Origin of the sequence: Mesorhizobium sp. ANAO-SY3R2, from assembly GCF_042466635.1 — a bacterium.
In the GTDB taxonomy this organism is placed as follows: Bacteria; Pseudomonadota; Alphaproteobacteria; order Rhizobiales; family Rhizobiaceae; genus Aminobacter.
On record NZ_CP159953.1, the window covers coordinates 133,046 to 146,594 of the forward strand.

The 13,549-nt window shown below is 60.7% G+C and carries 10 protein-coding genes; 1 reads left to right on the plus strand and 9 read right to left on the minus strand.

The annotated features are described in order from the left end of the window. Nucleotides 1-23 precede the first annotated feature (23 nt). The 6 genes from ABSY17_RS01895 to ABSY17_RS01920 form a co-directional block, all read right to left on the minus strand. Nucleotides 24-743: an ABC transporter ATP-binding protein gene (locus ABSY17_RS01895; protein WP_378941629.1), complete on the minus strand. Its 720-nt coding sequence runs from the start codon at nucleotides 741-743 to the stop codon at nucleotides 24-26. Further along, nucleotides 736-1,506, minus strand: coding sequence for an ABC transporter ATP-binding protein (locus ABSY17_RS01900; RefSeq protein WP_378941728.1), 771 nt, complete (start codon nucleotides 1,504-1,506; stop codon nucleotides 736-738). Before ABSY17_RS01900 ends, ABSY17_RS01895 begins: the two co-directional genes overlap by 8 nt. 271 nt (nucleotides 1,507-1,777) lie before the next feature. Then, nucleotides 1,778-2,158, minus strand: coding sequence for a Zn-ribbon domain-containing OB-fold protein (locus tag ABSY17_RS01905; protein ID WP_378941631.1), 381 nt, complete (start codon nucleotides 2,156-2,158; stop codon nucleotides 1,778-1,780). Nucleotides 2,159-2,160: 2 nt separating this feature from the next. Next, nucleotides 2,161-3,321, minus strand: coding sequence for a thiolase domain-containing protein (locus tag ABSY17_RS01910; protein ID WP_378941634.1), 1,161 nt, complete (start codon nucleotides 3,319-3,321; stop codon nucleotides 2,161-2,163). Between the two features lie 381 nt (nucleotides 3,322-3,702). Then, the gene (locus tag ABSY17_RS01915; RefSeq protein ID WP_378941731.1) at nucleotides 3,703-6,993 is read right to left on the minus strand and encodes a carboxyl transferase domain-containing protein; all 3,291 of its coding nucleotides are present in this window, start codon (nucleotides 6,991-6,993) and stop codon (nucleotides 3,703-3,705) included. 63 nt (nucleotides 6,994-7,056) lie between these two features. Further along, entirely contained in the window at nucleotides 7,057-8,655 is a 1,599-nt protein-coding gene (locus ABSY17_RS01920; RefSeq protein WP_378941636.1) for a class I adenylate-forming enzyme family protein, read from the minus strand. A 374-nt stretch (nucleotides 8,656-9,029) separates the two neighbouring features. On the opposite strand from ABSY17_RS01920, the gene ABSY17_RS01925 reads away from it, so the two are divergent. Beyond that, nucleotides 9,030-9,953 carry an SDR family NAD(P)-dependent oxidoreductase gene (locus ABSY17_RS01925; RefSeq protein ID WP_378941638.1) on the plus strand — a complete coding sequence of 308 codons (924 nt, stop codon included), beginning with the start codon at nucleotides 9,030-9,032 and terminating at the stop codon, nucleotides 9,951-9,953. A gap of 72 nt (nucleotides 9,954-10,025) precedes the next feature. On the opposite strand, the gene ABSY17_RS01930 is transcribed toward ABSY17_RS01925, so the two are convergent. The 3 genes from ABSY17_RS01930 to ABSY17_RS01940 all read right to left on the minus strand — a co-directional run bounded on the left by ABSY17_RS01930 (nucleotide 10,026) and on the right by ABSY17_RS01940 (nucleotide 13,543). Then, nucleotides 10,026-11,201, minus strand: coding sequence for an ABC transporter substrate-binding protein (locus tag ABSY17_RS01930; RefSeq protein ID WP_378941641.1), 1,176 nt, complete (start codon nucleotides 11,199-11,201; stop codon nucleotides 10,026-10,028). A gap of 696 nt (nucleotides 11,202-11,897) precedes the next feature. Continuing rightward, entirely contained in the window at nucleotides 11,898-12,350 is a 453-nt protein-coding gene (locus tag ABSY17_RS01935; protein ID WP_378941643.1) for a Zn-ribbon domain-containing OB-fold protein, read from the minus strand. 14 nt (nucleotides 12,351-12,364) lie between these two features. Further along, nucleotides 12,365-13,543, minus strand: coding sequence for a thiolase family protein (locus ABSY17_RS01940; RefSeq protein ID WP_378941646.1), 1,179 nt, complete (start codon nucleotides 13,541-13,543; stop codon nucleotides 12,365-12,367). Nucleotides 13,544-13,549: the final 6 nt, after the last annotated feature.

The window sequence follows — 13,549 nt, forward strand, 5'->3', positions numbered from 1 at the left end:
TTGGAAACTCCCAAAGTTCGGTGTCAGAGTCCGAGGTAATGGTTCAGGAGATCGCGCTTGGCGTCGATCTCCTCGTTGTGGATCATGTCGACGATGTGCCCCTCCTCCATGACGTAGTGGCGGTCTGCGATGCTGGAGGCGAAACGGAAGTTCTGCTCGACCATCAAGATCGTGTACCCGCGCTTCTTGAGCGCCAGGAGCGCGGCACCGATCTGGTCGATGATCACCGGCGCCAGACCCTCGGTCGGCTCGTCTAGGAGGATGAGATCGGCTCCCGTGCGCAGGACGCGGGCCATCGCCAGCATCTGCTGCTCGCCGCCCGAAAGCCTTGTGCCCTGCGTCGTGTTGCGGCCCTTGAGATTGGGAAACAGCGCGAAGATCTGCTCGACATCCATGCCGCCGTTCTTGACCACGGGCGGAAGGAACAGGTTCTCCTCGACATTGAGCGAGGAGAATATGCCGCGTTCCTCCGGCACGTAGGCAATGCCCAGGCGCGGGATCCTGTATGGGGCCATCTTGATAAGCTCGGTGTCACGGAACCGGATGGAACCGGATCGCTTCGAGAGTATGCCGAGGATCGATCTCATGGTGCTTGTCTTGCCAGCGCCGTTACGCCCGAGCAGGGTTACGACCTCGCCTTGGTGCACCTCGAAGTTCACGCCATGCAGAACGTGGCTCTCTCCATAGTAGGCGTGAAGATCCGAAACCTTCAGCATGCAATTGTCCTGCGAAACGTCAGACATGGGCATTGCCTCCCGAGCCTAGATAGGCCTCCATTACCTCGGCATTCTTGGACACGACGGAATAGGGTCCTTCCGCGAGGATCTTGCCGCGTCTCAACACCGTGATCGTGTCCGATATGTCGGAGACCACCGACAGATTGTGCTCGACCATTAGGACGGTGCGGTTTGCCGAAACATGCTTGATCAATGCGGCGATCACCTCGATGTCCTCACGCCCCATGCCCGCCATCGGCTCATCGAGAAGCATGACGCTCGGATCGAGCGCCAGCGTCGTGGCCAGCTCGAGCGCCCGCTTGCGCCCATAGGGGAGTTCTCCCGCGACGTGGTACATCCATGGCCCGAGGTTCACGTCTTCCACGAGCTGTTGCGCACGTTCGTGCAGCCCGTGCAGGCTCGCCTCGCTCTTCCAGAAATGAAACGTAGTCCCCAGCTTGCGTTGCAGGGCGATCCGGAGGTTTTCCAGCACGGTGAGGTTAGGGAAAACTGCGGAAATCTGGAATGACCGGACGAGGCCCAGCCTCGCCACGTCCGCCGCTTGCATATTGGTGATGTCGCGTCCTTCAAAGAATATGGTGCCTTTCGTTGGCGCCAGGAACTTTGTCAGCAGGTTGAAGACGGTTGTCTTTCCTGCGCCGTTCGGCCCAATCAGGGCATGGATGGTGCCGCGTGCGACGCGCAAATTGACGTCGTTTACCGCAACGAATCCACCAAAGCTCTTCGTCAAACCGCGCGCCTCAAGGACGATATCGCTGCTTGATCCCATTCCGCTCCTCCCGTCCCACTGACCGGCATGCACTCGCCGCGCCGGCTGCGGACATCACACCCGCGCTCAAGGGATTTCCTCGGCGCGTGCTACTCTCGATTGGTCGGCATCTCCCCACTATGCCGAGCCATTGTTGTCCCCCCCCGTCCCGTCGGTGCATCGTCCGTTTCAAGGGGCAGGATCTGCATAGTCGCAACGGGGTGGAAGGCCCAATAGTGTTTCTGGATGCATCCATAGGCCTAAGTTGCGTCGCCTGCCCCCGAGGTGGGCATCAGGCTCCGCGGAATACCGGCACCTGCATGCCGTTCTCACTCGTGTCGAATGCGACCACCAATGGACTGCCGATGGCGATCGAACCGGGGTCGGTCTCCACGATGTTGGTCAGCAGGATCGGGCCTTCTTCCAGCTGGGCGTATGCCACGATCTGGGGCTGATCCTTGCCGACTACGGTGAAACTGTAAACCGTTGCGCGCCCCGAGGCCTCCTCTAGCTCGACGTCATTGCTGTAGCAGTGAGGGCAGAACGGGCGCGGATACCAGTGGACGCGGCTGCAGCTGTGGCAGCGCGGCACCATGAACACCTTGCGTGAAGCAGCCTCCCAGAAGGCCTTGGTCTGCGGGCTCGGGATAGGCGATGGCCGGCTTTCCGACATGTTTATTCCCTCTCAAGGATAAGCGTAGAGGCAGCGTGTCGGCTGCCAATGATTGCGCCGATGCCGTTGGCCAGCGCGATGTCGCAGTTCTTGACCTGTACCGCTTCATGCGCCTCGCCACGCACCTGGCGCACGGCCTCGATGATCTTGGTGATGCCGCCGCGATTTGCCATGTGGTTGTTGCAGAGGCCGCCGCCGTCGGTGTTGAAGGGCAGCGAGCCGACGCCAGAGATCAGATTGCCATCCGCGACGAACCTGCCGCCTTCGCCCTTCTTGCAGAACCCGAGATCCTCGAGCTGGAGCAGGACCGTGATGGTGAAGCTGTCGTAGATCGACGCATATTTGATGTCGGCTGGCGTACGCCTGGCGTCGGCGAAGGCTCTTGGGCCTGAGACTGACGTTGCCGTGGTCATCAGGCGCGGGTCGCCGGCGCCCATGTGCAGGATCGCTTCGCCTGCGCCGGCCACCCTGACGAGAGGGCGCTTCAGCGACTTGGCGATTTCAGGCCGCGCAACGATCACGGCGGCGCCGCCGTCGCTGACCACGCAACAGTCCAGCCGGTGCAGTGGCGATGCCACCAGAGGCGACGCAAGCACGTCGTCGACCGTCACCGGCTTGCGCAGCATCGCATGCGGGTTGTGCTGCGCATGCTGGGAGGCAGCCACCTTGATCCATGCCAGCTGTTCGCTTGTAGTTCCGAACTCGTGCATGTGCCGTGCGGCCGCCATTGCGTAGAACGCGACCACGTTGGTGTTGTAGGGGATTTCGAACTGAGCGTCTGGTTCAGACATGTCCGCCGAGTTGACCGGCTTCACCGCTTCCTTGGAGGCACGGGGCCTGCCTCCGCAGGTGATAAGCGCGACGTTGCAGCGCCCAGCACGAATGGCATCGCGTGCATGCGACACATGGGCGAGATAGCTCGAGCCACCGACATCGGTCGAATCGAAATGGGTCGGCGTGATGTTCAGGTAGTTGGTCATCGGCAGGGGGCCGAGGCCGGTTGCATCCCCGGCGCAGTAGTAGGCGTCGACGTCGGACATCGACAAGCCAGCATCTTCAAGCGCGCCAAACGCTGCTTCCGCATGAAGCTGCGGAACTGAGATATCCGTCGCCAATCGCGTCGGGTGTTCGTGGATGCCTACAATGTACGCGTCGTCAGTCATGCCTGTTCCCATCAGTAGCGTCGCGTCTGGCCTCGTCCGTGAGGAGTCGCAAAGTGTTATTCGAGTGCCACAGCACTCGCGATATTACAATATGTTGACATATCTTCTTGGTGTGATGCAGGGGTCATCGGCCCTGGCGTTCGTCGGTGGGGTGCGTGGATTACTTTCGGGTGAACTGGTTGGCGAATTCCTAGAAGCGAGTTTTGATCAAAATTTTGATTGTAAAATCAATCGCTTAGTATCTTTGACGGGACGCTGGTTTGACGATCCTGCAATGACGCCGGGGTGGTGCGGTTTGACGTGCTCGGCGGTCGGGGCTGTCTAGCTTGTCGGTATGACAAGGTATTTCCATATATATGAAATTGACTGACCGGGCGGCTCTCACCAGGTATCAATGTATGGTCGTTTCTTGCTGGCGGTTTCCATGCGCTTGGGTGCGGTCCGCAATCCGTGTGACAGCCAGCGACGCGTGTCTGCCGGGTCGATGACATCGTCGATCTCCATGAAGGATGCCGCGTTCATGGCTTTGCCCTGCCGGTACATCTCGGCGACGTATTCCTGGTACCGCTTCTGTCGCAACTCGGGCTCGGCTATGGCGGACAGCTCCTTTCGATAGGCGAGCTGAACTGCGCCTTCGAGACCCATTGGCCCCATCTCGCCGGTCGGCCAGGACACCGAGAGCATCGGGAATCCATATGTGCCCCCGGCCATTGCCTGTGCACCCAGGCCATAGGCCTTGCGCAGGACAATCAGCATCATCGGAACCGAAAGGTTGGCGCCAATCACAAACAGCCTGGAGAAATGCCGGACGGTTGCGGTCTGCTCGGATTCGGGCCCGACCATGAAACCGGGCGTGTCGCACAGCGACAGCAGCGGGATATCAAACGCGTCGCACAACTGCATGAATCTTGCAGCCTTGTCGGCGCCGGGCGCATCGATCGCCCCTCCAAGATGCAGCGGGTTGTTCGCTATCACGCCGATCGGCCGGCCCTCGATGCGCATGAATGCAGTGATCATGCCGGGGGCGAATGCGCGCCTTATCTCCAGCAGGCTGCCGGTGTCGGCGATAGTGGCGAGCACTTCCCGGATGTCGTAGCCACGGAGCCGGTTCTCAGGAACGAGCCGGCGCAGGAGCCGCTGGTCCGGACAGCTCCACTCGGCTACCGTGCCCTGGAAATAGGAGAGGTATTGCTTGGCTACCTGTACGGCCTCTGCCTCGTCTTCCACCACTATGTCGATCACCCCGTTTGGTGCCTGCACCGAAACGGGCCCGATATCCTCCGGCGTGCAGGTCCCAAGACCGGCCGCTTCGATCATTGCCGGGCCAGCCATGCCGATCGACGAATTGCGGGTAGCGATGATGACGTCGCAACCGCCGAGCAGAGCCGCGTTTCCGGCAAAGCAGCGGCCCGAAGAAATCCCGACAATGGGAACCTTCGCGCTCAGGCGGCCGAAGTGCCAGAACGTCGGCAAGTTCAATCCGGCGGCCCCGATGAAGTCGGTGTCGCCAGGCCTTCCTCCGCCGCCTTCAGTGAACATGACAAGAGGCGTCTCCAGCCTCTCGACCAGGCTGAAGAGTCGGTCCTTCTTCTCGTGTGCCTGAAAGCCCTGTGTGCCTGCGAACACCGTATAGTCGTAGGCCAGAACCGCACAGCGGGAGCGATCCACGCCGAAGAGGTTGCCATTGACGTTGCCAAAGCCGGCGATCATGCCGTCGGCGGGGCTAACGCGCTTGAGTTCGTCCAAGGGGCGACGGCCCCGCTGCATGGCAATGATGAGCGAGCCATACTCGATGAAGCTGCCCGTATCGCATAGGTCATCGATGTTTTCGCGAGCCATTCGGCTGCCTGAAGCGTGCCGTTTCGCTACCGCGTCCGGGCGTCCGGCGTCGAGGATGTCCGCCTTGCGGTCCAGCACCTCGGCGAGGTCGGGCCTGATCTCATCCAGATCGTGCGCGTCCTCCTCGACGTTCGCTGCATCGCTCTCAGCGGACGGTTCGATGAAGGCCATCGGGTCGCCGCTTCGCACCAGATCGCCAACCTTGGCGACGATCTGCCGGACCACGCCGGTGGTTGGCGGGCGAACCACGAGCTCCGATTTCATGGCCTCGATGACGATGGCCTCGGTGGACTGGCTGACCGTTGCGCCGTCTTCGGTTCCGATCGCGACGACAAGCCCTGGCATCGGGGCGACCAGCGCCACGGTATTCGGCGGGCCACTCGGTATTTTCCGGTGTGCGGGTTGATCGGCGTTTCCAGGCTCCATGCTGAAGCCGAAAACTTTCGTGTCCTGGGATGGACGGAGTTCGACGAAATTGTCTTCAACGAACCGGGTATGGACCTCGTTCGCCTGTACGGACGCATTCCCAAGAATGCCGCGGAGAAGTCCGATGTTCGTATCGAGGCCGGCGATTCTGAATTCGGCCAGCGCTCGTTGCGCCCGGTTCAGTGCGATCGGAAATTCCAGTGCATGAATGATCACCTTGGCAAGCAAGGAATCGAAGCCCACGCCGTTCTCGTAACCAGCATAACCGAAGGTATCCACCCGGACGCCTGGGCCACCTGGAAGATCAAAAGCATCGAGGCGCCCTACGGAGGGGGTCACGTTTCCGTCCTCCAGAAGCGTCTCCATGTTGACCCGCAACTGCACGGCGAAACCGCTGGTTTTAGGCGGTGCGGCAGGGTCCAGCCCGATAGCGGCAAGGTCCTCGCCAGCGGCCAGGCGGAGCTGCGCCTTGACCAGATCGACCCCGGTCACTTCTTCCGTGACGGTATGCTCCACCTGGAGCCGGGGATTGCATTCGATGAAGATGAATTCGGTCCGGCCATCGGCAGAAACAAGAAACTCGAATGTGCCGAGGCCATTGAACTTGGCCTTTGCTGCCATTTGTCTGGCAGCTGTCACGACACGGGCACGAAGTTCGCTGGAAAGGCTCGGGCTGGGCGCATATTCGACCAGCTTCTGGTAGCGGCGCTGGAGCGAACATTCGCGCTCGCCGAGGTCGACGACCGAACCTGTGCCATCGCCTATGATCTGGATCTCGATATGGCGCACCCGGGGCATGAAGCGCTCGACGTAGATGGCATCGTCACCGAAGGCCGCTGCCGCCTCCGACCGGCATCTCGCCATGGCGTCTTCGAGCTTGGCGGGGTCTGAAACAAGGCGCATGCCGCGACCTCCGCCCCCAGCCGCTGCCTTGACGAGAACGCTGTCGCCCTTGGGAAGGGCGGCGAAAAACGAACGGGCCTCCTCGATTGTCGTTCCGGCCGCCGTGCCGGCAGCAACGGGCACGTCGCAAGCCTCGGCGAAGGCCCTGGCGCGTGCCTTGTCACCGAAGAGGTCGAGTAACTCGGCCCGTGGCCCGACGAAGCGGATCCCAGCGTCCTCCAATGCCCGTGCAAACGCCGCATTCTCGGAAAGGAAGCCATATCCGGGATGTACAGCATCGCAGTTGGCGGCCTGCGCCAGGGCCACCATTTTCTCGATGTCGAGATAGCCGGCGGCCCCGCGCACTGGCAGCAGACGCGCTTGGTCCGCACTCTTCACATGCAGGGAGCGCTCATCGTCCTTGGTGAAGACAGAGACCGTCTCGATGCCCAATTCGGCGGCGGCCCTGGCGATGCGAATAGCGATCTCGCCGCGATTGGCAATCAGCAACCTGGCTATAGCCATATCATGACCTCCGTTGTCACGGCGCAAGGAAATTGAGGAGATGTGTGGGGCCGCGCTCGGCGATCAGATCACTGCGGATCCACGGCCTTCCCAGTAAGGTCTGCGCAGCTCCCGCTTCAGGATCTTGCCCGGTCCGGTGACAGGCAGCGGCTCTGTACGAAACTCTACCGAGCGGGGGCATTTGTATCCGGCAATATGCTTGCGGCAGTGGTCGATCAACTCCTGCTCGGTCACCTCGTGCCCCGCTCGCAGCACCACGATCGCGTGAACCGCCTCGCCCCATCGTTCGTGGGGGATGCCGATGACGACACCTGTCGCGACCGCCGGGTGGGTCGCCAGTGTGTTCTCGACCTCGGACGAATAGATGTTCTCGCCGCCGGAAACGATCATGTCCTTCAGCCGATCGGTGATGAAGACGAAACCATCCTCATCCATGTATGCGGCGTCACCGGTGCGCACCCAGCCATTGACGATGGTCTTGGCCGTCTCTTCCGGCTTGCGCCAATAGCCCAGCATCACGTTGGGGCCACGCACGAGAATCTCGCCATGCGTTCCACGCGGCACCTCGTTGCCGCTAGGATCTGCGACGATGATTTCGCAGCATATGCCGGCCTTGCCGGCTGAGCGCATCCGGATGGCATGCGGGCTGCCGGGCTGATGGTCGCTCGGCTTCAGTGTCGAGATATAGGGTGCCAGTTCTGTCTGCCCGTAACCTTGCTGGAGCTGGAGCCCCGGAAACCGCCGCATCGTCTCCTCGATCTGGGCCTGCGACATCGGGGCCGCTCCGTATGTCAGCACCTTCATCGACGAGATGTCGTATGCCTCCAGGTTAGGCAGATCCAGCAGCATGCGCACCATAGTCGGCACCAGGACCGTGTGGGTCACCCTTTCCCGCTGCACAGTCTCAAGGAAGCGGGTTGGATCAAAGGAACCCAGGAACGCGTTGCACCCAGCACCGATGACGCTGGCGAACAGCGCCTGCACCCCTCCGATGTGGAAGAGCGGCATGACCACGAGGAAGATGGTAGATTCGTCGGACAGCTCGTGTACTTCGTGGCCTATGGCGAACGCACTGGTCCAGACGGCCAAGTGCGAGAGCATCACTCCCTTCGACTTTCCGGTCGTGCCGCCGGTGTAGCAGATCAGCGCCATTGCATTGCCATCAAGCGTCTCGGCTTCGATGGGGGCAGCGGCCTCGATCAGTTGCTCGTAGTTCAGCAACGTTTCGTCAGGCGACGGCTGCGCGCTGACCTCGACGATCGGAATGGTCAGGCCGTCGCGTTCGCGAAGCACTATTGCTCGGTCGCGTAGATTGGAGTCCGCCAGCAAGACGCTCGGTTCTGAATCGGCCAGTCCGTAGGATAGTTCGTCGATCGTCCAGCGGGTATTCAGCGGCACACAGACTGCGCCGAGCCAAAAGCATGCAAAATAGACTTCAAGATAGCGTCCTGAATTCATCGCTAGCAGGGCAACACGGTCGCCCTTGCGTACGCCTAGTTTTGCAAGCGCCCCCGCGAGGCGTCGTACGCGCCAGTCCACCTCCCGCCAGCTGCGGCGCTCATCGCCGTCGATAGTCGCTGTTCTGTCGCCGCCAAGCTGAACGGCTCGCCGGAAGGATTGTGTCATGTACATGTCGAGGCGCCTCCTCCGCGCCTGAGCCATTCCCGCAGCGATGTCAGGAATTTCCTCTAATGTGCAACACTCACTTTTGGATTGTCAACGGCCGAAGCATGGCGGAATAGGCCTTCGCCGAGCTTGCGGCGGCAGCGGCCAAACCCGCCGAATTCTGCTGCTTTTCCCAGAGGCACTTCTGAATTATAGCTTTTTTACATGCTTGAAAACAGCAGCGGTAAATTGGTGCTAGCATCCATCTGTCCTTTGCCGCCTCTTGCCTGGCAGGTGGTGGTGCTCGGCATGAGAGACGGCTAACGCCCTTTCGGGATGTTGGACTTGATTGGACAATTCACAAATGAGTAATACTTTTTAATTCGATTCCGCCGTGGCGGAATGCCACCCAATCCATGAGGAGGGATAGATTGACCATTCGATTTGACGGACGGGTCGCGATCGTAACGGGGGCCGGCAATGGCCTCGGCAGATCACATGCGCTGGGCCTCGCCGCTCTGGGAGCGAAGGTCGTCGTGAATGACCTGGGCAGCGCCACCAACGGTTCAGGCTCCTCGTCGGCGATCGCCCAGGCAGTGGTGGACGAAATCGTCGGCAATGGCGGTGAGGCAATTGCCGATGGCGCCGACGTGGCGGATGAAGGCCAGGTGGCGGCGATGGTTGCCAGGGCCATGGATAAGTGGGGCAGGGTGGACATCTTGTTGAACAACGCGGGTATCCTGCGCGACAAGACCTTCTCCAAGATGGACATGGAAGATTACCACAAGGTGATGGGCGTCCACATGACTGGCACCGTGGTCTGCTGCAAGGCGGTCTGGCCGATCATGCGCGAACAGAACTACGGTCGCATCCTCCTGACGTCTTCCACATCGGGTCTTTACGGCAACTTCGGTCAGAGCAACTATGCGGTGGCCAAGGCCGGCATGCTCGGGCTGATGAATGTGCTGCATCTCGAGGGAGCTAAGAACGACATCAGGGTCACGATGCTCGCTCCGTCGGCGGTCACGCGCATGACCGAAGGACTGCTCCCACAGGAGGCCGAAGCTCTCATGCGGCCGGAAGCCATCACGCCAGGCGTGCTTTACCTGGTGAGCGAAGACGGTCCTTCCCGCTTCATTCTCAGCGCATCGGCTGGCAGTTTCGCACGCATTCTGCTGCACGAAACCCGGCCGGCCTACTTTGGCGACGGCGAACGTACACCGGACGCGATCGCAGCGCATTTCAACTCGGTCGATCCGCACAAGGACGTCTTGTTCATGGAAAATGCTTTCGAGCAGAACAAGAGCCTTGTCGGTGCAGCGGCCGAAAAGCACGGCTTCTCAGTCGCCTTCTGATCGCGCCTCCCCACATGCAAAAGCCGCCGGGCGATGTCCGGCGGCTTTCTTATTGTCCACGAACTGCGATGGCTATTTCTTGATCAATGGGCACTCGGATTGGGACAGCGGACGGAATGCCTCTTCGCCGGGGATCGTCCGGACGAGGTTGTAGTAGTCCCAGCGTCCATTGGATTCGGAAGGCTTCTTGACACGCAGCAGATACATGTCGTGCTGCATCAATCCGTCTTCCCGAAGTTTGGCGTTGCGCGCAAACATGTCGTCGATCGGCATGGTTCGCAGCTTGGCGATGACCTCTTTGCCGCCGTCTAACCCCGAAGCTTCCACGGCCTTCAGATAGTTCAGAACGGCCGAATAGACGCCTGCCTGGATCATGGTTGGACGACGCCCCTCCATTTCCTTGGCAAAGCGATCCGACCATTCGCGTGTACGGTCGTCCATGTCCCAGTAGAACGCTTCGGTGAGGACCAGCCCCTGGGCAACGTCGAGGCCAAGCCCGTCGATGTCGGCGATGGTGGCAAGGAGCGCGGCGATGTTGAAACCAGATTGCGACATGCCCAGCTCCGCGGCCTGCTTCACCGCCAGCGAAAAGTCCGCAGTGGAGTTGGCCAGAGCGATGGTTTTTGCGCCTGATCCCTGAGCCTGGAGAAGGAACGAGGTCATGTCGGGGGTCTCGCGCGGGTGGCGAACCGATCCAACGATTGTGCCTCCCGCGGCCTGGACTGCGGTGGTCGCATCACGCTCGAGATTATAGCCAAAAGTGTAGTCGGCGGTGAGGAAATACCAGTCCTTGTTTCCCTCCAGCGTCATGGCGCGGGCGGTTCCGCTGGCAAGCGCGAAGGTGTCATAAGTCCAGTGAGCGTAGACCTCGGAGCAGTATTTTCCGGTCATATCCGATGATGCTGCACCGGATGAGAGAAGCGCGACGTTCCTTGTCTTCGCTACTTCCAGGGCTGCCAGCGCAATGGAGGTGATCGGCACGTCGAAGATCGCCTTGACGTTGTCTTTGTCGATCCATTCACGTGTGACGACGCTTGCAATGTCGGCCTTGTTTTGGCTGTCGGCCGAAAGCACGACGATCTTTCGTCCGAGAACGCTATCTCCGAAATCGTCGACCGCCATCTGCGCGGCGACAACCGAACCGCGGCCCGACGCGTCGGAGTTTACCCCTGTCATATCGGTGAGGACACCGATGTTGAACGTGTCCTGCGCCAAAGCGGCCTGTGACAGGATGACTGCGAGCGCCAATCCCGCAGTGCTTCCCACAAGTAAGTTGCGTGCCCTGGATTCCATCCAAACTCCCCCTGTTTATTGGAACGAGACGCCGGGCTATTTCACGACTTCGCATGTTGCGAAGCGTTTGAAGCGATTGTGACGAAAGGTTCCCTGGCGCCCACTTTCCCCGTCCAGGCCTTGTGGCAGACGGGATACTGCCCCGCGACTTGATGTTCGTTTATCGAGCCGGTCGGTCAGAAACTCTATGGCGCCAGTCGAATTTGCGTCAATGAGTTGACATTTCACGGACGTGGAAACGTCTTTGCGACGAAGACGGATGCTTCGGTATCAAGCAAAACTGCCCAACTCCGACAACATTGTCCCGAAGAGGCATCCACCCTCAGGGCTCGCGTGGACTGCTTTCGGTATCGATCGTCGTACGGTTCCGATCCGGGAGTTCAGAAAATCCGTCGATGCGCCAGAAGATATGGCGCTTGCCAAGAACTCGGCAAGCGCGGTCGCCTTGCCCGTTTGAACGGGGCGGCAGTCACTCATTGTTTGGCGCGCTTGCGAACTGCATCGGGCCTTGGCAGACGAGGGCGGAGTGTCGCCTGGCAAGGGTATCAAAGCCGTCGATGTATCGGGCAACGGCCGGCATCTGCCCGGTCCGGAAGCGCGTTTGCAGACTTGGTCCCGGAGCGCCAGAAAAGGCGCGCTGGCGGCCGTGTTTCAAACGACCTCGAACCAGTAGTCGATGACGTCGCCGATCCGCTCATCCGCAAATGCCGTCCGGACCCGGGTGCCGACTTTCAGCGTCTCGGCCGCCTTTTTCGGATCTGTCAGGTCGATGCCGCGAAAGAAGCCGCCAAGCGCGGTGTCGCCTCCGTCCAGCATGACATAGCCGAAGGCATAGGGCGGCGGCGGCAGGCCCTGGAATTCCTCATAGACGATCGTGAAGGCTTCGATGACGCCTCCGGGCCCGACCTCGACCCAGTCGGTCGTGGGCTGCAGCGTCTGGTCGGAAAAGGCACGTGGCGGCACCAGCACGCGGCCCGTCTTGCCGCAACGCCGGCCGAAGATCTTCTTGTTGTCGCGAATCTGCGCATAGAACCAGCTTGCTGTCTCGCCGAGTGCGTGACGGTAGGTGATGTTCCAGGTTTCGTTGCGGGTCATGAGTTCCATGGATTTGTCCTCGCTCAGGCCTCGACGACCATTGTTCCGAAAAATTGATGATCTCCGCCATTGCCGCTGGCAATGGCGATTTTTGCGCCCTTGACCTGATGGTCTCCGGCCGTGCCGCGCACCTGCAGTGCGGCTTCTGCAACCCGGATCATCGCGGTGACGGCGATCGCGTTGGTGCAAAGCGTGCCGCCGGACGGGTTGACGGGTATCTCGCCCCCAAGCGTGAACCGGCCCTCGCGGACCTGCTTTGGCGATGCGCCGAGTTCGGCAAGTCCGGCGGCTTCGATTGCGTGGAATTCGGTGTTGCTGAAGGGTGAATAGAGTTCGGCGACATCGACCTGCTTTTGGGGCTCGCTGATCCCGGCCATCCGGTAGGCGCGCTCGAACGACTGGCGCAGGGCGTGGGCATCGGCGTGGTCGGCGGTTTGCCCGCGACCCATCCGGTCGCCGAGATAATAGGTCTCCGAACAATGGCCGACGCCGGTGATCCAGACGGCATCGAGCTTGCGATCCCGAATGTATTTTTCCGAGGCCAGCACCATTGCGCCGCCGCCACTCGATTGCGGGCAGCAATCGAACAGCTTGATTGGCCAGGAAATGCAACGCGATGCGAGGACTTCGTCTATCGTTGTGATCTTGCGCAGATGGGCATTGGCGTTTTTCGACGCATGCATCCGGTTCTTGACCACCACCGCGGCCATATCCTCTTCCGTCATGCCGTATTGGTGCTGATAACGTATGCCCGACATTGCCAGCATCGTAATGGTGCCGAGCGGCAGCGAACGTTCGTAAACCGGATCCCAGATCTTGTTGAGCACAGTCTGGCTATCGCCGCATTCGCCGACCTTGTCGGCACCGGCGGTCAGCACGACGTCGCAAGCACCTGCAGCGATATGGTAGTAGGCCGCGGCAATGCTGGAAATGCCCGTCGCCCCGCCGGTGTTGATGCGCAAGAAGCGCTTGCTGCGCGCACCGACTGCATCGACACCCAGGCGCTCGGCATTGCCGATGCCGACCATTGCATCCGGCGACAGCGAATAGACAACGGCTTCGATGTCATCGAGATCGAGCGCCGCATCGGCGAGTGCCAGGTTGACGGCCTCGCGCACGAGGTCGGGGTAGGAGGCATCGTCGCGGCGTGCCTTGAAGGCCGATTGGCCGATTCCGATAATGCCAATTCGAGGTTGCTTCATGGTCTT